At 65.2% G+C, this 23,009-nt stretch carries 17 protein-coding genes; 6 read left to right on the top strand and 11 right to left on the bottom strand.

Features of this window, described 5'->3' with window-relative positions; all coding sequences use genetic code 11:
- Window positions 1-127: 127 nt before the first annotated feature.
- Together P9228_RS00240 and P9228_RS00235 are read right to left on the bottom strand one after the other, a co-directional pair.
- Window positions 128-718: a hypothetical protein gene (locus P9228_RS00240; RefSeq protein ID WP_278051657.1), complete on the bottom strand. Its 591-nt coding sequence runs from the start codon at window positions 716-718 to the stop codon at window positions 128-130.
- A 213-nt stretch (window positions 719-931) separates the two neighbouring features.
- Entirely contained in the window at window positions 932-1,549 is a 618-nt protein-coding gene (locus tag P9228_RS00235) for a TetR/AcrR family transcriptional regulator (protein ID WP_278051655.1), read from the bottom strand.
- Between the two features lie 78 nt (window positions 1,550-1,627).
- On the opposite strand from P9228_RS00235, the gene P9228_RS00230 reads away from it, so the two are divergent.
- Window positions 1,628-2,911 (top strand): MFS transporter, encoded by a 1,284-nt coding sequence (locus tag P9228_RS00230; RefSeq protein ID WP_095799700.1) that lies wholly within the window; start codon window positions 1,628-1,630, stop codon window positions 2,909-2,911.
- A gap of 136 nt (window positions 2,912-3,047) precedes the next feature.
- Complete coding sequence (locus P9228_RS00225; protein ID WP_278051652.1) at window positions 3,048-4,622, top strand: alkaline phosphatase; 1,575 nt, start codon at window positions 3,048-3,050, stop codon at window positions 4,620-4,622.
- Between the two features lie 98 nt (window positions 4,623-4,720).
- Here the strand turns inward: P9228_RS00225 and P9228_RS00220 are convergent, their stop codons facing one another.
- Window positions 4,721-5,005, bottom strand: coding sequence for a hypothetical protein (locus P9228_RS00220; protein ID WP_245307538.1), 285 nt, complete (start codon window positions 5,003-5,005; stop codon window positions 4,721-4,723).
- Between the two features lie 193 nt (window positions 5,006-5,198).
- Between P9228_RS00220 and typA the strand changes: the two genes are divergently transcribed.
- Complete coding sequence (gene typA, locus P9228_RS00215; protein ID WP_067001463.1) at window positions 5,199-7,028, top strand: translational GTPase TypA; 1,830 nt, start codon at window positions 5,199-5,201, stop codon at window positions 7,026-7,028.
- Window positions 7,029-7,084: 56 nt separating this feature from the next.
- On the opposite strand, the gene P9228_RS00210 is transcribed toward typA, so the two are convergent.
- The 3 genes from P9228_RS00210 to P9228_RS00200 all read right to left on the bottom strand — a co-directional run bounded on the left by P9228_RS00210 (window position 7,085) and on the right by P9228_RS00200 (window position 9,176).
- Window positions 7,085-7,711 (bottom strand): DUF1062 domain-containing protein, encoded by a 627-nt coding sequence (locus P9228_RS00210; RefSeq protein ID WP_095799702.1) that lies wholly within the window; start codon window positions 7,709-7,711, stop codon window positions 7,085-7,087.
- 358 nt (window positions 7,712-8,069) lie between these two features.
- Window positions 8,070-8,393, bottom strand: coding sequence for a YciI family protein (locus P9228_RS00205; protein WP_095799958.1), 324 nt, complete (start codon window positions 8,391-8,393; stop codon window positions 8,070-8,072).
- 219 nt (window positions 8,394-8,612) lie between these two features.
- A complete protein-coding gene (locus P9228_RS00200) occupies window positions 8,613-9,176 on the bottom strand; it encodes a peroxidase-related enzyme (protein WP_067001468.1) in 564 nt (187 codons plus the stop codon).
- Window positions 9,177-9,301: 125 nt separating this feature from the next.
- On the opposite strand from P9228_RS00200, the gene P9228_RS00195 reads away from it, so the two are divergent.
- Together P9228_RS00195 and P9228_RS00190 are read left to right on the top strand one after the other, a co-directional pair.
- Window positions 9,302-14,098, top strand: a complete 4,797-nt coding sequence (locus P9228_RS00195) for an NAD-glutamate dehydrogenase (RefSeq protein ID WP_278051645.1) — start codon at window positions 9,302-9,304, stop codon at window positions 14,096-14,098.
- Window positions 14,099-14,345: 247 nt separating this feature from the next.
- Window positions 14,346-15,722 (top strand): MFS transporter, encoded by a 1,377-nt coding sequence (locus tag P9228_RS00190; RefSeq protein ID WP_127239473.1) that lies wholly within the window; start codon window positions 14,346-14,348, stop codon window positions 15,720-15,722.
- Between the two features lie 177 nt (window positions 15,723-15,899).
- Here the strand turns inward: P9228_RS00190 and purH are convergent, their stop codons facing one another.
- The 4 genes from purH to htpX all read right to left on the bottom strand — a co-directional run bounded on the left by purH (window position 15,900) and on the right by htpX (window position 21,874).
- Window positions 15,900-17,516 (bottom strand): bifunctional phosphoribosylaminoimidazolecarboxamide formyltransferase/IMP cyclohydrolase, encoded by a 1,617-nt coding sequence (purH, locus tag P9228_RS00185; protein ID WP_278051641.1) that lies wholly within the window; start codon window positions 17,514-17,516, stop codon window positions 15,900-15,902.
- A 96-nt stretch (window positions 17,517-17,612) separates the two neighbouring features.
- Entirely contained in the window at window positions 17,613-19,337 is a 1,725-nt protein-coding gene (locus P9228_RS00180; RefSeq protein WP_067324937.1) for a heparinase II/III family protein, read from the bottom strand.
- Between the two features lie 147 nt (window positions 19,338-19,484).
- Window positions 19,485-20,870, bottom strand: coding sequence for an RsmB/NOP family class I SAM-dependent RNA methyltransferase (locus tag P9228_RS00175; RefSeq protein ID WP_278051636.1), 1,386 nt, complete (start codon window positions 20,868-20,870; stop codon window positions 19,485-19,487).
- Window positions 20,861-21,874, bottom strand: coding sequence for a zinc metalloprotease HtpX (gene htpX / locus P9228_RS00170; RefSeq protein ID WP_278051635.1), 1,014 nt, complete (start codon window positions 21,872-21,874; stop codon window positions 20,861-20,863). Before htpX ends, P9228_RS00175 begins: the two co-directional genes overlap by 10 nt.
- 105 nt (window positions 21,875-21,979) lie before the next feature.
- Here htpX and P9228_RS00165 point away from each other — a divergent pair, with 105 nt between their 5' ends.
- The gene (locus P9228_RS00165) at window positions 21,980-22,189 is read left to right on the top strand and encodes a DUF1674 domain-containing protein (protein ID WP_278051633.1); all 210 of its coding nucleotides are present in this window, start codon (window positions 21,980-21,982) and stop codon (window positions 22,187-22,189) included.
- Between the two features lie 102 nt (window positions 22,190-22,291).
- Here the strand turns inward: P9228_RS00165 and P9228_RS00160 are convergent, their stop codons facing one another.
- A complete protein-coding gene (locus tag P9228_RS00160; protein ID WP_128373139.1) occupies window positions 22,292-22,957 on the bottom strand; it encodes an HAD-IA family hydrolase in 666 nt (221 codons plus the stop codon).
- Window positions 22,958-23,009 lie beyond the last annotated feature (52 nt).

Genomic DNA, 23,009 nt, shown 5'->3' with positions numbered 1-23,009 from the left:
TGGCAACGCCTTGATGTAACGGCATGGATTCTTGGGTCTGCGCCGCGTCGCTTCGCTCCTTGCTCCGCCCAAGGATGACGAATGCGCAACCTTCGCCGTCTCGCATTCGTCGAACACCCTCTGATTTCTAGTTATCTACTCGCCCGAAGTCCGGCACGTTGCCGATCACCTCGCGCTTGTCCTTGCCGCAAGCAAAACCCTTCGCCTTTTGGTCGGCGAGCTTGCGGGCCTGATCGTTGGCCTGAGGGTTGCCGGTAGCGAGCACGAGGCCGATTGTGCAGCCCTCATGCTCCTCCGGCTGCGCGACCTTGGCGACGACCAGCACCTCGGTCGGCTTGTTTTCGTTTTCGGGATTGCTGATCTCGCGACGATGAATGACGGCGAAGGGCACCGCCTTGTCGCCATTGGTTTCGATGCGCCACTCGACCTTCGGGCCAGCGGTGTTGAACCCGGAGAAACTCTCCCAGCTGGCGGTCATGTCGTCGGAGGGAAAACCGTAGTAGACGGACTCGCGCGCGTCGTCATAGCCGATCAGCACCGGATAGCCGCGATAGCCGGCGCAGGCGAGGTTCGCCCAGTCGCCGTCGCCTTCTTCCGATTGCGCGTAGGTCACGCAGTCCTTCTTCCAGTCGAGGTCGGTATAGGCGCTGGAAATGTCGCCGGCATGGGCCGAGCCACCAAGGATGACAAAGGCAGTAAGAGCAAGCCAGGCGCGCATCCGAAGACCTCCGTTTGGTGCAGCAGCGTAGCGTTAAAACCCGCGTGAGCCTAGGAAGCTGGGTTGGCGCGAAGGGTCAATTGTCTAGGCCGGTGCTGCTCCTCACCTGCCTGCCGGCATCCTCTCCCTGTATAGCGACGGGGAGAGGGGCGCTCTCCTCGATGGTTTCGCCAACAGCCGACGTTGCAGGAAAAGCGCCGAAGCAGCGGACCACTAGTTCTTCAAGCTGGCTTCAATCAGCAGATCGGCGTTACGGGCGACTGATGCCGCCGGTCCGCCGAGGCCGAACAATTGGCCGCTGATATAGGCGCCTTCGATCAGCAGCAGCAGCCCATCGCCCAGCGTGTCCGAATCACGCGCACCCATCGCTGCCGCCATGGCGCGCAGGCGCCGGCGCAATTCCTGCTTGTTGTTCTCGCTCACCACCCGCGCGGGATGGCCGTGCTCGGGATATTCGACCGCCGCATTGGTCATGCCGCAGCCGCGATAGTTCGGCCTCTGCGTGCGTTTGCCCACGCGGGTGAGGAAAGCGATGATCTGCGCGCGCGGGTTGCCAGGATGCGCGTCCACGGCGTCGTCGAACCGCTGCCAGAATTCGAGGTCGTACTTGCGCAGATAGGAAGCGGCGAGTTCGTCCTTGGACGGGAAGGTCCGGTACAGGCTGGGCTTGGTGACGCCGGCGCGCCTGACGATCTCGTCGACGCCGATCGCCCGGATGCCTTCGCGATAGAACAGGTCGCGCGCCACGTCGAGGATCTTGTCGGCAGCCTTCGGCGCCGGCGCCGTGCCGGCTCCGCTGATCGACGCTTCAATTTTATTGTCCGATGGCATTCAACAAACTCGCTTGACAATGTTACTGACCGGTACGTATGAATGGCGCCGCTCCATTGCAACGTACCGGTCAGTAACATGATAGCTCATTCCCGCCCCTTTGGCCAGCGCTACGCCTTCGTCGTCGTCGCAGTCATCTTCTTCTGCCTGCTGATCGCCGCCGGGCTTCGTTCCGCGCCGGCGGTCATGATGCTGCCGCTGGAAGAGAGCTTCGGCTGGCGGCGCGATGTCGTCTCGCTTGCCGCCGCTGTCGGCATCTTCCTCTATGGCCTCACCGGGCCGTTTGCCGCGGCGTTGATGGAGCGGATCGGGCTACGCCGCACGCTGCTTGCCGCGCTGCTGATCATGTCGGGTTCCACAGCGCTCAGCCTGCTGATGACCAAGCCGTGGCATCTGCTGCTCACATGGGGGGTATTTTCGGGCATCGGCTCGGGCGCGGTCGCCACCGTGCTCGGCGCCACCATCGTCAATCGCTGGTTCAAGACCAATCGCGGCCTGGTGATGGGGCTGATGTCCGCCTCGAGCGCGACCGGCCTGCTGGTGTTCCTGCCGCTGCTCGCCTCGTTGGCTCAGTCGGGAGGTTGGAAGCCGGTCGCCGTTGCCATCGCCATTGCCACGGCGGCTCTCGTGCCGCTGGTCTTTCTGCTGGTGCCGGAGCGCCCGGCTTCCATCGGCCAGGTGCGTTATGGCGCCGATGCCGACGACGTGCCGCCGGTGTCGCCGGCCGCGCAAGGCAATTTCCTGGCGCATACGCTGAACACGTTGCGCCGTGCCGCGGGAACCAGGGTGTTCTGGTACCTGTTCGCCACATTCTTCGTCTGCGGTTTCACCACAAACGGCCTCGTCGGCACGCACCTCATCGCCTTTTGCGGCGACATGGGCATCGGCGAGGTGCAGGCAGCCGGGCTGTTGTCGATGATGGGCATCTTCGACCTGATCGGCACGACGCTGTCCGGCTGGCTCACCGACCGTTTCGATCCGCGCAAGCTGCTTGGCGTCTATTATGCCGTGCGCGGCCTGTCGCTGATCTATCTGCCCTATTCCGGCTTCTCGGCCGTCAGCCTGATCATCTTCGCCGTGCTCTATGGGCTCGACTGGATCGCCACCGTGCCGCCGACGCTCAGGCTCGCCAACGAAGCTTTCGGCGACCGCAGCGGCCCGATCGTGTTCGGCTGGATCGTCGCCGGCCACCAAGTGGGCGCCGCGGCGGCGGCGGCCTTCGGCGGCACGATGCGCGAATTGCAGGGCAATTACGAGCTTGCCTTCCTGATCGCCGGCATGACCGGCATAGCCGCGGCCTGTATTTCGCTCTTGATCAACACGAGCAAGCCGGCTTTTGAGCCGGAACCGCAGGCGGCGTAAGCGCGACTTCTCCTTCTCCCGCAAGGGGAGAAGGGGAGAGCTGTGACCTGTTATCAAAATTTCATGGTTCCGATATGCGCCTGAAACATTGAGGCCGGAGGTTGGCGGTCCCGTTCAACGCCATCCGGAGACAGCCATGAACAAGCTCTCGTTGACCCGCCGCGCTTTCGTCACCTCGGCCAGCGCCTTTGGCCTAGTCGGCGCCTCCGGACTCGCGTTGCCTTACTATTCCCGCGCCAATCAGCGCCCGGCCTTCACCCACGGCGTCCAGTCCGGCGATATCGACGCCACCTCCGGCATGGTCTGGACCCGCACCGACCGGCCGGCGCGCGTGATGTACGAAGTGTCGACCACCGAAAGCTTCGCCGACGCCGTCAGGCTGGCGCCGCTCGATACCTCGCCCGCCAGCGACTATACGGTGAAGCGGCTGCTCACCGACCTCGCCGCCGACCAGGACATTTTCTACCGGATGACGGCCGCCGATCTTTCCGACATCAACGCCGTCTCCGAGCCGATCGTCGGCCGTTTCCGCACCGCGCCGGCGTCGAAGCGCGACGTGCGCTTCGCCTGGTCGGGCGACACCGCAGGCCAGGGCTGGGGCATCGACGAGACCGGCATGAAGACCTACTCCACCATCGCCAAGCACACGCCTGACTTCTTCCTCCATTCCGGCGACACGATCTATGCCGACGGCGCCATGAAGGACGAGGTCGACCTGCCCGGCGGCGGCAAGTGGAAGAACGTCGTCATGATCGACGGCAAGCGCAAGGTTGCCGAAACGCTGGACGAGTATCGCGACCAGTGGAAGTACAACATGATGGACAAGCACGTGCTCGCGCTTAGCGCCATCTGCCCGACCTTCTACCAGTGGGACGACCACGAGGTGGTGAACAACTGGTCGGATTCGAAGGACCTGACGACCGACAACCGCTACACGGAAAAATCCATCCCTGTGCTGGCGGCCCGCGCGGCGCGCGCCTTCCATGAGATGACGACCATCCGCTACGAACCTTCGGAACCGGGACGCGTCTATCGCAAGATCGCCCACGGGCCGCTGCTCGACGTGTTCTTCCTCGACATGCGCTCCTATCGCGGCCCGAACGGCCCCGACATGGAGGACACGCTGACGCCGAAGTCGCGCATGCTCGGCGAGCAGCAGACGCAGTGGCTGAAGCGCGAGCTGGCGAATTCCAAGGCGACCTGGAAGATCATCGCCGCCGACATGCCGCTCGGCCTCGTCGTCTGGAACGACGCGGCCAAAAAGGCCGGAGCCGAGGCGGTCAGCAACGGCGACAATGGCGCGCCAAAAGGCCGCGAGCTCGAGTTCGCCGACCTGCTGCGCTACATCAAGAACGCCGGCATCACCAACACGGTGTGGCTGACCGCCGACGTCCACTATACGGCGGCGCATTACTACAATCCGGACAAGGCGCAGTTCCAGGATTTCAACCCGTTCTGGGAATTCGTCTCCGGCCCGATCCACGCCGGCACCTTCGGTCCCAACGATCTCGACATGACCTTCGGGCCCGAGCTGAAGTTCATCAAGGCGCCGAGCGCCGAGCAGGGCCAGAACCTGCCGCCATCAGCGGGCCTGCAGTTCTTCGGCCTGGTCGACATTTCCGGCGCCACCGAGCAGCTAACGGTGCGGCTGATGGATCGCGACGACAACCAGCTCTACAAGGTCACGCTCGATCCGGTGCGGTCGGCTTAGGGTCGGCGCCAGGCACCCCCCTCTGCCCTGCCGGACAGTCCGGCAGGGCACAGGGGGGTGTCCCGGAGTGCCACCTTTGTCAGGTAGCCGTCGCAATATTAATCCGGATAGCAGGTCGCGGGAATGTTCGGCCAGACGGCGGTGTCGCAGTTGGCTGCCTTCTGGCGCTGCTTGAAGGCGGCGCTGACCGGGCCGGTGACGATCGGGTCGACCCCGTCCGGGGCGTCGGCAAACATCTGCTGCGCGGTTTTGGCATCACGGGGCGAGGGGTCAGCTTCTCTCAGGGCGGCCGCCGACTGTGCGGCGCCAGCCGCAACAAGCACGCCAAGCGCTGCCCACGCGAAAACCGGACGCAATCTGGACATCTGATCGGTCATGAACATGAAATTGCCCGGCCCCTCAAAGGTTCCGCCTTGGTTAACAGAATCATTTCACACCAAGACCTTTAAGAATCAGTGACCATTTATTTGGGGCGGGGCCTCCCCTTTCGCAATTGCGAAAAACCTTGTATGAGCCGCCCAACGAAAAAGGCGGCGCTTTCGGGCCTGCTGCCTGCAACGCTCCCGAGACCAGACAATGAACCTCCGCAATATCGCGATCATCGCGCATGTCGACCATGGGAAAACCACGCTCGTCGACCAACTCCTGAAACAGTCCGGCGCCTTCCGCGAAAACCAGCGCGTCGCCGAGCGCGCCATGGACTCCAACGACCTCGAAAAAGAACGCGGCATCACCATCCTGGCCAAGGCGACCTCGGTCGATTGGAAGGGCACCCGCATCAACATCGTCGACACGCCCGGACACGCCGACTTCGGCGGCGAGGTCGAGCGCATCCTGTCGATGGTGGATTCGGCGATCGTGCTCGTCGACGCCGCCGAAGGGCCGATGCCGCAGACCAAATTCGTCGTCGGCAAGGCGCTGAAGGTAGGTCTGCGGCCGATCGTCGTCATCAACAAGATCGACCGCCCGGACGCCCGTCACATCGAGGTGGTCAACGAGGTGTTCGACCTGTTCGCGGCGCTCGATGCGACCGACGAACAGCTCGACTTCCCGATCCTCTACGGCTCGGGCCGCGACGGCTGGGTGTCGGAAAATCCTGAAGGCCCGAAAGACCAGGGCCTTGCGCCGCTGTTCGATCTCGTCGTCAAGCATGTGCCGGCGCCGACGGTGCATCCCGGTCCGTTCCGCATGATCGGTACGATCCTCGAAGCCAATCCGTTCCTCGGCCGCATCATCACCGGCCGCATCGAGTCCGGTTCGCTGAAGCCCAACCAGGCGGTCAAGGTGCTGCACCATGACGGCACGCAGATCGAGACCGGACGAATCTCGAAAATCCTCGCCTTCCGCGGGCTCGAGCGCCAGCCGATCGAGGAAGCCCAGGCGGGCGACATCGTCGCCATCGCCGGCCTGTCGAAGGGCACCGTCGCCGACACCTTCTGCGATCCGAGCGTGAGCGAGCCGCTGCATGCGCAGCCGATCGACCCGCCGACGGTGACCATGTCCTTCCTGGTCAACGACAGTCCGCTTGCCGGCACCGAGGGCGACAAGGTGACCAGCCGCGTCATTCGCGACCGGCTGCTGCGCGAGGCCGAAGGCAATGTGGCGCTCAAGATCGAGGAATCGCCGGAGAAGGATTCCTTCTTCGTCTCCGGTCGCGGCGAGTTGCAGCTTGCCGTGCTGATCGAGACGATGCGCCGCGAAGGCTTCGAGATCGCCGTGTCGCGCCCGCGGGTCGTCATGCAGAAGGGCGATGACGGCCAGTTGCTGGAGCCGGTCGAGGAAGTCGTCATCGACGTCGACGAGGAGCACGCCGGCGTGGTCGTGCAGAAGATGTCGGAACGCAAGGCCGAGATGGTCGAGCTGCGCCCCTCCGGCGGCAACCGCCAGCGCCTTGTCTTCCATGCGCCGACCCGCGGCCTGATCGGCTATCAGTCGGAACTGTTGACCGACACGCGCGGCACCGCCGTGATGAACCGGCTGTTTCATGCCTACGAGCCCTACAAGGGCGAGCTGCCCGGCCGCACCAATGGCGTGCTGATCTCCAACGAACAGGGTGAGTCGGTCGCCTATGCGATGTGGAACCTGGAGGATCGCGGCCCGATGATCATCGATCCGGGCGTCAAGGTTTACCAGGGCATGATCATCGGCATCCATTCCCGCGACAACGACCTGGAAGTGAACGTGCTGAAGGGCAAGAAGCTCACCAACATCCGCGCCGCCGGCAAGGACGAGGCGGTGAAGCTGACGCCGCCGGTCCGCATGACGCTGGAACGCGCGCTGGCCTGGATCCAGGACGACGAGCTGGTCGAGGTGACGCCGAAGACCATTCGGCTCAGGAAGCTCTATCTCGACCCGAACGAGCGCAAGCGCTTCGAGAAGTCGGCCAAGGTGATGGGCGCGGCGTAGGGTTTTAGCCCAGGCAGTTACTCAAGGGAGGGGGCATCGCTCCCTCTCTTTTCACTTCATGCACATGCGGCCGAAACGACAGCGTCACGGCCGGTCTCGCCGGAGAGGTCGACGCGTACCACCATGCCGTCGCGCACCGGCCTGCGCAGGGCTTTGGCGCCGCACGGTTCGATGGCGAGCAACCGCCGCGCTTCCCAGGCCTGCAGCCTCGACCGGGAGATGCCGAGCTCGCCGGCGAGCAAGCGGTCAAGCCGCAAGGGCGTTGCGGCATCGAGCCGAAGCTCAAGCCAAAGCGCCGTCGCGCCTTCCGGCCTGCCATCCAGCGCCTCCTTTCGCACCGTGACTTCCGGAGATTCTTCGATCCGCCCGACCCGATTTCTGAGCGCCACGGCATCGAAGCCATAGTGTCGGACCAGCGTCGGATCGTTGCGCTCCAGTGCAGCCAGCAGCGCCGGTGCGATGTCGCGACGGTTGCATCGCTCAAAAATGGCGCGGTTCCAGGAATTGTCGCAGTCGGTGCAGCGATAGATCAGCCAGGCATCGATGCGCTTGCCGTTGGCGTTGACGCGGAACTTTCCGCTGCATTGGTAAGGTTTGACGCCGCCGCAGCGATTGCAGTTGATGAGAGGTCGAGGCGCGACTGCGGGCGCGACCACCCAGCGAATGCGCAAAGTTCGAGACATGCCGATAGGCCCTTCCCGTCGGGAAGTCCGTCAGCGCGGCAATGTCCGAGATGCCCATGCGGGCACGGTGTGGCGAAAGGCTGTAGTGGTTGAAAATCAGGCGCCCGCGCAATTGCGCGACGGCGGCTCAGCAATGCCAAACCGGTCTCGAGCCGCCGCCTGAAGAACACATGAAATGATGCAGGCGCCGCCAAAGCGCGCCTGCGCGTGCTTTCGGGAGTAGACGAGACCGGCGTTTACTGAGGCAAAGTGAAACTCGAAATCGGGAAGGATCGGCTCTTCTAGCCGTGCGACGGCGGGCGGGCAAGAGTATGCCGCCCGCCGTGTTTCACTCTGACGACCTTCGGGCGCTTTGGCGCTACATCATCTCGATGATCGGCGCGACCTCGACGCTGAAGGCCGGGTTCATCAGGATCGGACAATCCCTGGCCTTGGCGACGGCATCGTCGATATCCTTCGCTTCGACGATCGTGTAGCCGGCGGTTGGATTGCTGCCGCCATTGTTCTCGACCGCGCCGCCGGGCAGCACCGTTCTCGACATGCCGACAGGATTGCCGCCGTCGATCACGGCCGAACCCAGCTTGTCGTACCAGCCGGTCCAGGCATCCATCGCGGCTTTGCGCTCGGCCTCGTCGGTCGGCATCTTGCCGGAGCCGTGATAGACATAGAGAAATTTCGCCATGTTCTCCTCCCTTTTCGGCAGCGTCGAGCCGGGATGCGGCAGCGCCGCCTGGCGGTATGCGGCTATGCCGCAATCCGATATGCGGCTACGCCGCAATCGTTGATATGCGAGCTAGCCGCAATCATCGATATGCGGGCTAACCGCAATCGTTGATCATCGACCCAAACGGCGGGGCGGGCAACGAGAAATTCGACGTTGCTAATGTGAGGCCGGTGAGCCTCACCTTGCCATGGCGTGGTATTCGGGGTTCGGTCGCATGTCGACCGCGGCGGCCACACGGTTCGACATGTTGAAGAAGGCGGCAGTCGAGGCGATGTCCCAGATGTCGCGATCGCTGAAGCCCACCTGTCGCAACGCGGCGCGGTCGCCCTCGACGATCTTGGCTGGCTCCTCCGTCAGCTTGACCGCGAATTCCAGCATCGCCGTCTCCCTTTCGGGCAAGCCGGCGGCGCGGAAATTCATCACCATCATCTCGCCAAGAGCGGGCTCACCGGAAAGCTGGCGCACCGCCGCGCCATGCGCGGTCAGGCAGTAGTAGCACTGGTTGATCGAGGAAACGGCGACCGCGATCATCTCGCGCTCCAGCTTCGACAGGCCGGACTCGCCCAGCATCAGCTCGTTGTACATGTCGGTGAAGGCGCGTAGCTTCTTCTCGTCGAAGGCGTAGGCCAGAAGCACGTTGGGCACGAGGCCGAGCTTTTCCTCGCATTTGGCGAAATAAGCCTTCGTCGCTTCGCTCAGCTCCGCCCGGGCCAGGTCGAGCGCCGTAATCCTGTCGGTCATATCCGTTCTCCTCGCAGGGTGAGCGTCGGTTCGATTTTCTTAAAGCGTCGTCAAACCTTTGTCGCCAAATAGCGCTCATCTGCTACCATAGACCCAAAAGCATGTGACGGGAGGGACTTCACATCATGGCCAGCCTGAAAACCGCAAGCCAGCCGAAAAAAACCAGTCCGGCAAAAGGAGGCGCGGCAAGGGCAGGCGAAAAGCCCGGCAGGCTCGCCGACTATCTCCTCGCCCGCACGCCGGCCGAAGACATCGCCGCCTATGACGTCGCCGACCTCGAACGCGCCGCCGATCTCGCCGGCCGGGCGGTCGCCAGGCACAGAAAGGGCGATTGCATCATTGCCATAGACGTGGATTCCGGCGTGACGCGCCAGGGCCGGCCGATGACGGTCATCACCGTCGTCAACGACAACATGCCGTTCCTGTTCGATTCCATCCTCGGCGAGATCACCGAGAGCGCCGGCGAGCCGCTTTTGGTCACCCATCCCGTCATCGTCGTCCGGCACGGCAAGAGCGGCATCGAGGAGATCCTCGGAGACGGCGGCTCCGTCAAGGGCGAAACCAGCCATGACCGGCTGAGCGTCGTCCACGTCCATATCGGCCGCCTTTCGGCGGATCAGGCCGAAGCCCTGGCCGGCCGTCTGAAGAAGCTGCTGGACCAGGTGCGCGCCGCCGTCGCCGATTGGAAGCCGATGCTTGCCCGGCTCGATCAGGCCATCTCGGAATTCCGCTACGCGCCGGTGCCGCTCGACAAGGCGCATGTCACCGAGGCGATCGCCTTCCTCGAATGGCTGCGAGACGACAATTTCACCTTCCTCGGCATGCGCGAGTTCAACTACACCGGCGGCGAGAAGAGCGGCATGCTGGAGCGCGCCGACAAACCCGGCCTCGGCATCCTCGCGGATCCCGACGTCCTGGTTCTCAGGCGCGGCACCGAGGCGGTGTCGACAACGCCGGAGATCCGCGCCTTCCTGCATGGGCCGGAACCGCTGATCGTAACCAAGGCCAATGCCAAGTCCCTGGTGCACCGGCGCATCTATCTCGACTATATCGGCGTCAAAACCTACACCGCCAAGGGCGTGCTTTCAGGCGAGCTGCGCATCGTAGGCCTGTTCACCTCGACCGCCTACACGCGTTCGGTGATGAAGATCCCCTATCTGCGCTCGAAGGCCGAGACGGTCATCGCCAAGTCCGGCTTCAATCCACATGACCATTCCGGCAAGGCGCTGATCAACGTGCTGGAGAGCTATCCGCGCGACGAGCTGTTTCAGGTTCCGGTGCCGATCCTCAGGAAGCACGCCGAAGCCATCCTCGGACTGATCGAACGGCCGCGCGTCAGGGCGCTGGTGCGGGTCGATCAGTTCGACCGGTTCGTCTCGATTCTCGTCTTCGTGCCGCGCGACCGCTACGACAGCGTCGTGCGCGAGAAGATCGGCACCTACCTGAAGACAGTATTTCAGGGCCGGCTGTCGGCATATTATCCGGCCTTCCCAGAAGGCGGGCTGGCGCGTGTGCATTTCATCATCGGCCGCTCCGGCGGCAAGACGCCGAAGGTCGAGCCGGCAACGATAGAGGCAGCGATCCGCGACATCGTGCGCACCTGGGACGATGCGCTGCGCGAAGCAGTGTCGGAATCGGGCGCCGATGCAACGCTTACGGCAATTGCCTCGCGCTTTTCGGAAAGCTATCGCGATTCGTTCTCGCCGGCCGTGGCGCTGGCCGATGCAGGACGCATCGCCAGGATCGATGCGGCCAATCCAATCGCCATCGACTATTACCGCCATGCCGACCAGAAGCCGCACCAGGCGGCGCTGAAGATCTATCACCACGGCAGTCCGGTGGCGCTGTCGCGGCGCGTGCCGGTGCTGGAGAATATCGGCTTCCGCGTCATCAGCGAGCGCACCTTCGAGGTTGGCGACGAAGCCTCCGGCATGGTGTTCATCCACGACATGGAGCTGGAGAACAGCTACGGCAAGCCGATCGACCTCGGCGACGGTGCGCTGTTCGAGGATGCCTTCCTGTCGGTCTGGCGCGGCGACGTCGACAATGACGGCTATAACGGCCTTGCCCAGACCGCGGGTCTCTGGTCGGGCGAAATCACGATCCTGCGCGCCTACGGCCGCTATTTGCAGCAGGCCGGTATCCCGCAGAGCCAGGATTTCATCGCCGCCGCGCTCAACCGCTATCCGGAGATCGCGCGCGGCCTGCATCAGCTGTTCGTTGCCCGCCTTGGCCCGACGGCCGAGACCGAGGGCGTGGTCGCCGCCAAGCACCTCAAGGCCAAGATCAAGGACGCGCTGGAAGAGGTGCCCAACATTGATGACGACACCATCATCCGTCGTTATCTCAACCTGATCGAAGCCTCGCTGCGCACCAATCATTTCGTTGCCGATACGAAAGACAAAGGACAGTCGCTGGCGATCAAGCTGGATTCGCAGGCGGTCGACGGGCTGCCGGCGCCCCGCCCCTGGCGCGAGATCTTCGTCTACGGCTCGGAGGTCGAGGGCGTTCATCTGCGCTTCGGCCCGGTGGCGCGCGGCGGCCTGCGCTGGTCTGACCGCGCCCAGGACTACCGCACCGAGGTGCTGGGTCTGGTCAAGGCGCAGCAGGTCAAGAACGCGGTCATCGTGCCGGTCGGCGCGAAGGGCGGCTTCTATCCGAAGAAACTGCCGATGAGCGCCGGCCGCGACGCGATCTTCGAGGCCGGCACTTCGGCCTACAAGAATTTCGTCTCCAGCCTGCTTTCGATCACCGACAATATCGGTGTCGACGGCATCATCCCGCCGGCCGGCGTGGTGCGGCGCGACCAGGATGATCCCTATTTCGTCGTTGCCGCCGACAAGGGCACGGCGACCTTCTCCGATACGGCCAACGCCATTTCGGAGACGCACAATTTCTGGCTGGACGACGCCTTCGCCAGCGGCGGCTCGGCCGGCTACGACCACAAGAAGATGGGCATCACCGCCAAGGGCGCCTGGGAAGCGGTGAAGCGGCATTTCCGCGAGATGAACCGCGACATCCAGACCGAGCCCTTCACGGTCGTCGGCGTCGGCGACATGTCGGGCGACGTGTTTGGCAACGGCATGCTCCTGTCACCGGCAACCAAGCTGATCGCCGCCTTCGACCACCGCGACATCTTCATCGACCCCGACCCGGACATGGCGGCCTCGCTGGCCGAGCGCCAGCGCATGTTCGGACTGCCGCGCTCGTCGTGGCAGGACTATGACAAGTCAAAGCTGTCGGAAGGCGGCGTCATCGTCTCGCGCAGCCTGAAGTCGATAACGCTGCCGCAGGCGGCGGCCGCCGCGATCGGCCTCGCCAAGACCACGGCAACGCCGGTCGAGATCATGAACGCCATCCTCAAGGCGCCCGTCGATCTTTTGTGGTTCGGCGGCATCGGCACCTATGTCCGGGGCTCCGGCGAGACCAATGCCGATGTCGGCGACCGCGCCAACGACGCCATCCGCGTCACCGCGCTCGACGTGCGCGCCAAGGTCATCGGCGAGGGCGCCAATCTCGGCGTCACGCAGCGGGCGCGCATCGAGTTCGGTATGAAGGGCGGCCGCTGCAATTCCGACGCCATCGACAATTCGGGCGGCGTCAACTGCTCGGACGTCGAGGTCAACATCAAGATCGCGCTGGCGTCGGCCATGCGCAAAGGCTCGCTGGCGCGGCCGGCGCGCAACAAGCTGCTTGCCGAGATGACCGACGAGGTGAGCACGCTGGTGCTTTCCAACAACTACCAGCAGACGCTGGCGCTGTCGCTGGCGCGCAAGCGCGGGCTGGCCGACATCGCGCACCAGGCGCGCTTCATGACGGCGCTCGAAGCGCGCGGCCTGCTCGACCGCGCCGTCGAGACGCTGCCTTCGCCGGCGGCGCTTGCCGAGCGCGAGGCTCGCGGCGAGCCGCTGACCAGGGCCGAGCTCGGCGTGCTGCTTGCCTATGCCAAGATCGTGCTCTTCTCCGACATCGTCGCCAGCGACGTGCCGGACGATCCGCATTTCGACCGCGATCTGATGGGCTATTTCCCGGAGCGGATGGCGAAGAAATTCGCCGGCGAGATCCGTGCCCACCGGCTGCGGCGCGAGATCATCGCGCGCGTCGTCGCCAACGATCTCGTCAATCGCGGCGGGCCGTCTTTCGTCAACCGGCTGCAGGAAGCGACGGGCCGCACAGCGGGCGCCGTCGTGCGCACTTTCGCCCTGGTGCGCGACGGTTTCGCGCTGCCTTCGCTCTACAAGGAGATCGATGCCCTCGACAACCAGATCGACGGCCAGACGCAGCTCGATCTCTACCAGGCAGTCAGCCGGCTCATCTTCATGACCAGCGGCTGGTACCTGAAGAACGACCTATCCTCCGCGCCGCTGGGCCAGCGCATCGCCGACTTGCAGGAAGCGCGCAAGGCTTTGGAGCCGAAGCTCATCTCGCTGCTGCCGGCCTTCTCACGCGAGCGGATCGAGGCGCGGCGCCATGACCTGTTTGAGGGCGGCGCGCCCGACAAACTTGCCGAAAAGCTGGCGCTGGCCGAGGTGAGCGACCTGATCCCGGACATCGCGCTCACCGCACGCACGGCCAATGCCGACATCGTCAGCGCCGCCAGGGCCTTCTTCGCCGTCAGCGACGCTTTTCGCATCCCTCGCGTCGAGGAGGCCGCGCGCTCGATCATGCCGCCGGACTATTACGACCAGCTGGCGCTGTCGCGCGCGACCGACACGATCGGCGCCGCAAGGCGCGGCATCGCGGTGGCGGCGCTTACCGGCCACGGCAAGGCGGCGGATCCGGTGGCGGCCTGGCTGGAAGCCGGCGGCGAGCAGGTCGGGCGCATCCGCGAGCGGCTGCAGGCGCTGACCGAAGGCGGCGACATCACCGTGTCTCGGCTGTCGGTGGCGTCCGGCCTGATGAGCGACCTGACGGGGATGTAGGTTTACCCTGCCCCTTGCGGGGAGGGTCGCTGCGAAGCAGCGGGTCGGGAGGCAGCGCCGACCCCCATGCGGACCTGAGGTCCGACTTCCCCAGAAGGAAGAGGTCGCGGCCGGCGCTCTTGTTCCCGCTGACGCGGAGTGGAAACGCGCAAGCCACTGAGCGGCGGCGCCGTGCTTGTTCATTTGCATCGCCGCCCGAAAACATGCAGACATGCGCGGGTCGCGGGCGGACGATGCCGGAGGGGACATGGCCGAAGTAGCAGTGCAGCGGGCAACGGGGCGCGGCATCTGGGGCTGGATGTTCTTCGACTGGGCGGCGCAACCCTTCTTCACCGTCGTCACCACCTTCATCTTCGGGCCATACTTCGTCTCGCGCATGGCGAGCGACGCCACAACCGGGCAGGCTGCCTGGGGTTACGGCATCGCTGCCGCGGGTCTCGTCATCGCGGTGCTTTCGCCGGTGCTCGGCTCGATTGCCGACCAGACCGGGCCGCGCAAGCCATGGATCGCCTCCTTCGCGGCGGTCAAGATCATCAGCCTTACGCTGCTTTGGTTCGCCGCGCCCGGCTCCAGCCTATTCCTGATCGTGCTGCTCTTCTCGCTCGCCTCTGTGGCCGCGGAATTCTCCACCGTCTTCAACGATTCCATGATGCCGCGCCTAGTGCCCAAGGAGGACATCGGCAAGATCTCCAACATCGCCTGGGGGCTCGGCTATCTCGGCGGCATGGTGGCCTTGATCTTCGTGGTGCTGTTCCTGGCCGGCAATCTGGAAACCGGCAAGACGATCATCGGCCTCGACCCGCTGTTCGGGCTCGATCCTAAGCTCGGCGAGGACGCGCGCTTCACCGGGCCGATGTCGGCCGGATGGTACTTCCTGTTCATCCTGCCGATGTTCATCTTCACGCCGGACGCCATCAAGGGGCTTTCAATGGGCCCGGCGGTGCGGGAGGGCCTGTCGGAATTGAAGTCCACGCTCTTCGAGGTGCGCAAGCGCGTCGGCATCTTCCGCTTCCTCGTCGCCCGCATGATCTATCAGGACGGCGTCAACGCGCTCCTGGCGCTCGGCGGCACCTTTGCCGCCGGCATGTTCAACTGGTCGATCACCGAGATCGGCATGTTCGGCATCATCCTCAACGTCGTCGCGATCTTCGGCTGCTGGATCGCCGCGCGCCTCGACACCGCGCTCGGATCGAAGGCCGTGGTGATGATTGCGCTGATGCTGCTTTTGCTGGCTACGATCGGCGTCGTGTCGACCGGGCCAGGCTTCACGCTGCTCGGCCTAATACAGCTGCCCACCACCGATTCCGGCGGCCTCTTCGGCACCGCGGCCGAAAAGGCCTACATCCTCTACGGCCTGCTGATCGGACTCGCCTTCGGGCCGGTCCAGGCCTCCTCGCGCTCCTACATGGCGCGCAGCGTCACGGCCGCCGAGTCCGGCCGCTATTTCGGCATCTACGCGCTGGCCGGCAGGGCAACGAGCTTCCTGGCGCCGTTCCTGGTGTCGACGATCACGCTGGCCAGCGGCTCGGCACGGCTCGGCATGGCGGTGATCGCGCTGTTCCTCGGCCTCGGCATGGCAATCCTGGTCAGGACGCCATATCCGGCAGACAAGCCGGTGGAATAGCGCTCTCCTTCTCCCCTTGTGGGAGAAGGTGTCGCCGAAGGCGACGGATGAGGGGTGCTGGACGGAATGAGGCGGCGGCAATTTCAAGCGCATTGCCAAGCTGGAACACCCCTCATCCGTCTCGGCGCTAAGCGCCGATCCACCTTCTCCCACAAGGGGAGAAGGGAAGAAGGGCACTCAATGCCTGAAGTGCCGCACGCCGGTGAACACCATGGCGATGCCGTGCTCGTCGGCGGCGGCGATCACGTCCTCGTCGCGCATCGAGCCGCCGGGCTGGATCACGGCCGTGGCGCCGGCCTCGATGGCCGACAGCAGGCCGTCGGCGAAGGGGAAGAAGGCGTCGGAAGCGACGACCGAACCCCTGGTCAGCGGCTCGGCCAGGCCAGCCGCCTCGGCAGCGTCGAGCGCCTTGCGGGCGGCGATACGCGAGGAATCGACGCGGCTCATCTGGCCGGCGCCGATGCCGACGGTCGAGCCGTCCTTGACGTAGACGATGGCATTCGACTTGACGTGCTTGGCGACGCGGAAGGCAAATTTAAGGTCGGCCATCTCGGCCGGAGTCGGCGCGCGTTTCGTCACCACCCTCAGCTCGAGGTCGTCGACCACCGCATTGTCCCGGCTTTGCACCAACAGCCCGCCGGCGACCGATTTGGCGACCGTGCCGTCGGCGCGCGGGTCGGGCAGACCGCCGGTGACCAGAAGGCGCAAGTTCTTCTTCGCCGCTATGATCGCCGCGGCCTCATCGGTGGCATCGGGCGCGATGATGACCTCGGTGAAGGTCTTCACGATCTCTTCCGCTGCCTCGGCGTCGAGCATGCGGTTCATGGCGACGATGCCGCCATAGGCCGAGACCGGATCGCAGGCCAGCGCCTTGGCGTAAGCCGCCTTCAGCGTCGCGCCCTCGGCGACGCCACACGGGTTGGCGTGCTTGATGATGGCTATCGCCGCTGACCGGGTCGGATCGAATTCACCGACCAGCTCGAAGGCGGCGTCGGTATCGTTGATGTTGTTGTAGGAAAGCTGCTTGCCCTGCAGCTGCCTGGCGGTCGCGACGCCCGGGCGCTTGTCGCCGGAGAGATAGAAGCCGGCGCCCTGATGCGGGTTCTCGCCATAGCGCATCACCTGGTCCAGACGGCCGCCAAAGGCCCGCCAGGTCGGATGCTCGATTTCGAGCGTGTCGGCAAACCAGCCGGAGATCGCCGCATCGTAGGTCGCGGTGCGGGCAAAGGCCTTCGCCGCCAGCTTCTTGCGGAAATCGAGCGACAGCGAGCCGAGATTCATCTCGAGCGCGTTGAGCACCGAGGCATAGTCGGCAGGGTCGGTGACGATGGCGACATAGGCGTGGTTCTTGGCCGAGGCGCGGATCATCGCCGGGCCGCCGATGTCGATGTTTTCCACGATCGAGGCGTAGCCGGCGCCAGAGCGGCGGACCTCCTCGAACGGGTAGAGGTTGGACACGACGAGGTCGATCGGCGGGATGTGGTGGTCGTGCATCGCTTTCGCGTGCTCTGGGTCGTCGCGCACGCCGAGCAGGGCGCCATGCACTGAGGGATGCAAGGTCTTGACGCGGCCGTCCATGATCTCGGGAAAGCCGGTCAGCTCCGAAACATCGCGTACGGCCAGGCCGGCCGCGGCGATCTCCTTCGCGGTGCCGCCGGTGGAGACCAGCTCGACGCCGGCGGCGGCAAGGGCTTTGGCAAAGTCGATCAAACCGGTCTTGTCGAAAACAGAAAGCAGCGCGCGGCGAATCGGAACGAGGTCGGGCGCCGGAATGTTCTTGGCGGGGACGGCCATGGCTGGCGGCCTTTCAAGGCTGGTTGGGAACGTTCGCGGGCCGTAGCATATGAGGCTCGGAAATCAAGCGCGCAACTCGGGTTCCTTGGCCGCGAATCAGTTGTTCTCGGGATAGCCGGCGACGGCGGCGCGCGTCAGCTGCCAGTGCACCTCGGCGATCTCCGAGGCCTTGAAGGCAAGCACGATCTGCCGGCTGCGGCGCGGTCCGCCGAGCCCGGCGAAATAGATCGATTCCTCGATTTCCGGCGCCACTTCGGCACAAGTGAACACCCAGGTGTCGCCCTGGGAGGCCGCCAGGGTCAGGCGGCCCTGCTCGTCGTGCAGCAGGCCGATGTCGGGATGGATATGGAAGCGCACGGTGACGAAATCGCGGCCATTGTTGCGGATCGCCGCACCTCCGGGGCGAAGGAAGCGGTCGCGGCCGGTCAGCACATTGCCGTTCTCCGCCAGCTTCACCTCCCGCTCGTGCAGCAAGCCGAAGCGCGCGGCATAGCCGTCGTGGCGCGCGACAAAGCCCTGCACACCCTTCTGGTCGATGCGCTTGCAGGGCACGTGCTGCGGGCCGCCGATCAGCGGCGAGCCGAGTAGGTCGCTGACCCGCAACGAGTGACTGAAGCGCGCCGAGGACGTGTCGTTGACGGTGGCGGTCGAATGCGCGGCGGTGGCGCGGGCGAGCGGCCGGAATTCGGCGGCGCCATAAGTGTCGATGCCTGCGTTGACGATGAAATGCTGGCGCCCGGAGGAAAGCTCGAAGGCGAGGCAGCCGGCATGCGCCGCGTTGGAGATGTCGACAGGCGGCGGCAGGCCGGTGTCGGCAATCACCGTGACGCCGCCCATCGACAGGCGCTCATAGCCGGAATGGGGCGCGTGCAGCAGCGGCGCGCCGACCGTGTCGTCATGACGCAGGATGGTGGCAATGCGATCGTGGATGGTGGCGCCCATGCCGTTGAAGCGGGCAAGGCTGCCGTCCTGGTGGCGGAAGAAGCGCAGCGCCGGCAGCATGCGGTCGATGGCATTGATCAGCGCCGGCGGCGGCGCCTCGGCCTGGTTGGCATAGGTCTGGCGCAACGGCAGAAGGTCGGCCAGCAATTCCAGCACCGTCATCGGGTTGCGCGAGATGTGACCGCCGTCCGGCAGGATCTGGTGGTCGAGCTCCTCGGCCAGGTTGCGCGTGGCGGCGCGCAGCGCCGAGGCCGGCGCGGGTAGCGACAGGGTGGAGAAGGCGAGCGCGATGCGAGCGCGCAGCCTGTCCTTGCCGTCCGGCATCTCGCGCGCCATCGATCTGAGATAACGGATCTGCATGGCGAGCGATTTGAGGAAGGCGCGGTAGAACGGGAATTCGGCGCCTTGCAGCACGACCGAGGAATGCTGCAGCCAGGCAATCACCCGCTTGGCTGTCGTGCCAGGCTCCCAGGCGACGCCCGATATCTGGTTGCCGTGCATGACGATCCAGTCCGAGACCAGGGCGCGAGCATTGGCGGCGGCGAGCTCGGTGCCGGCAGCGCGCATATGGCGCAGCCAGCGGAAGCCGTGCAGCGACTTTTGCCAGCCGCGGTTGGGCACATTGATCTGGAAAGGCGATTTGCCGCCGGTCTCGACCATGTGGCCGGACAGCGGATAGCGGCCATAGTAGATTTCGAGCGCGATCTGCGGGTCGGCGAGCCTCAGATCCGGCGGCGCGATGAGGACGCGCTCGGGCGTGCGGCCGGAATAACGCCAGCGATAGATAGGACCGGCACGAAGGCGCCGGCGCGTTTTGCGCCAGAACTCCCTCGCGACAAGCGTCCAAAGACGCGTCGTGCTGCCGGCAGCAAGTGCCAAAACCCCTCCTGATAGTCGTCAGCCCCTAAGCACAAGCTTATATGATTCAAGAACTTATGCGAAGGCGGATTCCACGAAGTGAACCCCTTCACGCGGCCATGACCTGGGCATCGCTAAAAAAGTCGGCAAGATTTATGCAATAACGTCCTAAATCGTCCTTCTCATCCGGGCGGCAAAGAAGCCGTCGAGCCCCGAAACCCCCGGTGAATTCAGCACCAAATCGGCGGGGGTGGTGCGCAGCGTGCCATCGGGCGTGAGGAAGGGATCGAGGCCGGCGAATTCACCCGCTTGGATCGGATCGGCGATCACGCCGCGAGTTCCGGCAAGGAAGACGCGATAAAGCTCCTCGCCCTCGATCGGGTCGAGCGAGCAATTGGAAAAGACGAGCCGTCCGCCCGGTTTGACGAGAGTGACGGCGTGAGCGAGCAGGCGCCGCTGCAGCGTGGCGAGCTTCTCGACATCGGCCATGGTTTTGGTCCACGGCACGTCGGGATGCCGGCGCACGGTGCCGGTCGAGGAGCAGGGCGCGTCGAGCAGCACGGCGTCGAACGGCTCCGCCGGCCGGTAGTCGAGCAGGTCGGTGTGCGCCAGTTCGGCCGAAAGGCCGAGGCGTTTTAGGTTCTCACCCAGCCTGGCCAGCCGGTTCTTTGAACTGTCGACGGCGGTGACGTTCGCGCCGGCGAGGATCAGCTGGGCCGTCTTGCCGCCGGGCGCGGCGCAAAGATCGGCGATGCGTTGTCCCTCGATGGCGCCGAAAAGGCGCGCGGGCAGGGCTGCCGCCGCATCCTGCACCCACCAGGCGCCGCCGGCGAAGCCGGGCAGATCGGTGACGCCGGTCTGCAGCTTCTCGACGCGCACCGTGCCGGTCGGCAGCACGATGCCGCCCAGCTTCTCCGCCCAGAGCGAAGGGTCGGTTTTAACGGTGAAATCGACCGGAGCCTCATGGCGATGGGCAGCAAGAATGGCCTCCGCCCTGGCGGCGCCATAGGCTGTGGCCAGTCGGTCTGCGAACCACTGGGGCGCCTCGGTCGTCGCGGCGAGCGTCGGCGCCAGCTCGGCGCCCTTGGCACGCGCCAGCGAGCGCAGCACGCCGTTGACGAGACCGGAGAAACGCAGCGTGCGTGGGTCGGACTTGGCGTGGGTGACGGCGAGGTCGACGGCGGCGCTGTCGGGGATGTCGAGAAACAAGATCTGCGCCGCAGCCACGTGCAGGATGTGCGAGAGCACGGTGGCGTTGGCCGGCAACGGCCTTTCCAGACGCCTTGCGAGCAGTCCGGCAATGGTCATGCGGTGGCGCAGCGCCGTGACCAGAATGGCGCGCACCAATGCGCGGTCGCGCTGGTCGAGCGCCTTGTATTGCGGGTGGCCGTGCTCGTTGTCGGTCAGGCCGTCGAGCGGGGTATGGGCATCGATGACGGCGGCAAGCAGGCGGGCGGCCGCCTTGCGCGCCGCGAGGCCGGCGACCGTTTCGCTCGCACTTGCGTCACCTCTGCCTTGGGTTTGCGGTCGGCGCTTCGCTCCGCTCACGACCACGGACCTTTGGATCCTGTGCCGCGGGGGCCGGTCGGGTTGCGACCCCAGGGATTGGGCTTCGGCCGCTCCGGCTCGGCCGGCTGGCTCCATGGCCCTGCCTGCGGCTCGTCCGGCTGGCCTGGCGCAGGGGCTTCGCGCCGCGCGGCTTGGGCGGCGCCGCTCATCTCGCGCGCCATCTGCTGCAGGGCGGCGATGCGGTTCTCTGTGCTCGGGTGGGTCGAGAACAGATTGTCCATGCGCTCACCGTGCAACGGATTGATGATGAACAGATGTGCCATCGCCGGATTGCGCTCGGCATCCGGATTGGGAATGCGCTCGGCGCCGCGCGCGATCTTGTCGAGCGCCGAGGCGAGCCACAACGGATTTCCGCAAATTTCGGCGCCGCGCCGGTCGGCCTCGTATTCGCGGGTGCGGCTCACCGCCATTTGCACGATCATGGCGGCAAAGGGCGCAACGAGCATGGCGACAAGCACGCCGACGAAGCCCAGCGGATTGTTGTTTTCGCGGCTGCCGCCGAAGAAGAAGGCGAAATTGCCGAGCATCGAGATCGCGCCGGCAAGCGTCGCGACAATCGTCATGGTAAGCGTGTCGCGATGCTGCACATGGGCGAGTTCATGCGCCATCACCGCCGCGACCTCTTCGTGGCTGAGCCGCTCCAGCAGGCCGGTCGATGCGGCTACAGCGGCGTTTTCGGGATTGCGGCCAGTGGCGAAGGCGTTCGGCTGCGGACTGTCGATCAGATAGGTCTTCGGCATCGGCAGGCCGGCCTGCTTGGCCAGCGCCTCAACGATCGCATAATATTCGGGAGCGTTCCTGTCGTCGACCTCGATGGCGCGGTTCATCGACAGCACCATCTTGTCGGCATTCCAGTAGCTGAACAGGTTCATGCCGGCGGCCAACAGCAAGGCGATCACCATGCCGCCGGTGCCGCCGATCAGAAAGCCGACGCCCATGAACAGCGCGGTCATCGCAGCAAGGAGCATGGCGGTGCGAAGCGTATTCATCGTCTCTTCCGTCTGGCGTGGTGGCGAATAGGGGTCGATCCTGCCATTGTCATGGCTATATGATGGGAAAGGCTGGTCCCCGTTTCAATCGGCAGGAAGCATCGCATGACCGATCAACCCAACAAAACCGAAGGCGCCAAGCCGCAAAGGACGCTGTCGCCTGAGGCGCAACGCGCATTGGCGGAAGCGGAAGCCAGGCGGAAGGCATACCGCGACGCGGAAGCCCGCCTGCCGAAAGAGTTCGGCGGACGCGGCGGCAAGGAACCCGGGCGCTACGGCGACTGGGAGGTGAAGGGTCTGGCCACTGATTTTTAATGACACTCAAGGCGCGTCGCGCTGAAGCGGATTCAGGCGACGCGCCTTAAGTCATTGTTCGTGCTGTCGTCTTCGCAAAACCGCTGCACACCGCGACATGCATCAGGCCGCGTCGCGCTGCGGCTCGATGATCATCCAGCCATTGTCGTCGGTGGCGACGCCGAGCGCATCGTAGGTGGCGATGCTGGCGTGCTGCGTCACGACCGGATGGACATGCGTGGCGCTGATCACCATCACCGAGGCGCCGGAGGCTTCGCCCGCGGCGATGCCGGCCGGGGCATCCTCGAAGACGAGGCAATCGCGCGCCTCGACGCCGAGACGCTTTGCCGCCAAAAGAAAACAGTCGGGCGCCGGCTTGCCGCGGGTGACGTCCTCGGCCGAGACCATGATGGCGGGCACCGGAATGCCGGCCGCCGCCATACGCAGCAGCGCGAGTTCCCGCGGCGCCGAGGTGACGACCGCCCAGCGCTCCGGCGGCAGCGACTTGAGAAACGCCACAGCACCCGGAATCGGAACGATGCCCTCGAGGTCGGCCGCCTCGGCCTCGAGCAGCGCATCGGCTTCCACGACGGGATCGACGCCGGGAAGCTTCAGCGCGGCGATGGTCTCGATCGCGCGCTTGCCGTGGATAGTCGGCAGGAAGCTCGCGACGTCGAGGCCGTGACGGCGAGCCCACTTGGTCCACACGCGTTCCGCCGCGGCGATCGAATTGAGGACCGTGCCGTCCATGTCGAAAAGGAAAGCGGCGAACTTTCTGCCTGGGAACATCGGATATCCTGGGGGAATCGTTTTCGGGGAGCGCGAAACGCACCGCTATCCT

The organism is Mesorhizobium sp. WSM4898 (assembly GCF_029625845.1).
GTDB lineage: Bacteria > Pseudomonadota > Alphaproteobacteria > Rhizobiales > Rhizobiaceae > Mesorhizobium.
The sequence above is the reverse complement of the archived record's forward strand: the minus strand, read 5'-3'. Positions and strand labels throughout refer to the sequence as shown.

What these genes read in the sequence shown, in the direction of transcription:
- P9228_RS00190 (WP_127239473.1), top strand. Translation starts at nt 14,346, where the DNA reads ATGGCCGAAGTAGCAGTGCAGCGGGCAACGGGGCGCGGCATCTGGGGC.
- P9228_RS00160 (WP_128373139.1), bottom strand. Translation starts at nt 22,957, where the DNA reads ATGTTCCCAGGCAGAAAGTTCGCCGCTTTCCTTTTCGACATGGACGGC.
- typA (WP_067001463.1), top strand. Translation starts at nt 5,199, where the DNA reads ATGAACCTCCGCAATATCGCGATCATCGCGCATGTCGACCATGGGAAA.
- P9228_RS00195 (WP_278051645.1), top strand. Translation starts at nt 9,302, where the DNA reads ATGGCCAGCCTGAAAACCGCAAGCCAGCCGAAAAAAACCAGTCCGGCA.
- purH (WP_278051641.1), bottom strand. Translation starts at nt 17,516, where the DNA reads ATGGCCGTCCCCGCCAAGAACATTCCGGCGCCCGACCTCGTTCCGATT.
- P9228_RS00205 (WP_095799958.1), bottom strand. Translation starts at nt 8,393, where the DNA reads ATGGCGAAATTTCTCTATGTCTATCACGGCTCCGGCAAGATGCCGACC.
- P9228_RS00200 (WP_067001468.1), bottom strand. Translation starts at nt 9,176, where the DNA reads ATGACCGACAGGATTACGGCGCTCGACCTGGCCCGGGCGGAGCTGAGC.
- P9228_RS00225 (WP_278051652.1), top strand. Translation starts at nt 3,048, where the DNA reads ATGAACAAGCTCTCGTTGACCCGCCGCGCTTTCGTCACCTCGGCCAGC.
- P9228_RS00210 (WP_095799702.1), bottom strand. Translation starts at nt 7,711, where the DNA reads ATGTCTCGAACTTTGCGCATTCGCTGGGTGGTCGCGCCCGCAGTCGCG.
- P9228_RS00220 (WP_245307538.1), bottom strand. Translation starts at nt 5,005, where the DNA reads ATGTTCATGACCGATCAGATGTCCAGATTGCGTCCGGTTTTCGCGTGG.
- P9228_RS00240 (WP_278051657.1), bottom strand. Translation starts at nt 718, where the DNA reads ATGCGCGCCTGGCTTGCTCTTACTGCCTTTGTCATCCTTGGTGGCTCG.
- P9228_RS00230 (WP_095799700.1), top strand. Translation starts at nt 1,628, where the DNA reads ATGATAGCTCATTCCCGCCCCTTTGGCCAGCGCTACGCCTTCGTCGTC.
- htpX (WP_278051635.1), bottom strand. Translation starts at nt 21,874, where the DNA reads ATGAATACGCTTCGCACCGCCATGCTCCTTGCTGCGATGACCGCGCTG.
- P9228_RS00165 (WP_278051633.1), top strand. Translation starts at nt 21,980, where the DNA reads ATGACCGATCAACCCAACAAAACCGAAGGCGCCAAGCCGCAAAGGACG.
- P9228_RS00235 (WP_278051655.1), bottom strand. Translation starts at nt 1,549, where the DNA reads ATGCCATCGGACAATAAAATTGAAGCGTCGATCAGCGGAGCCGGCACG.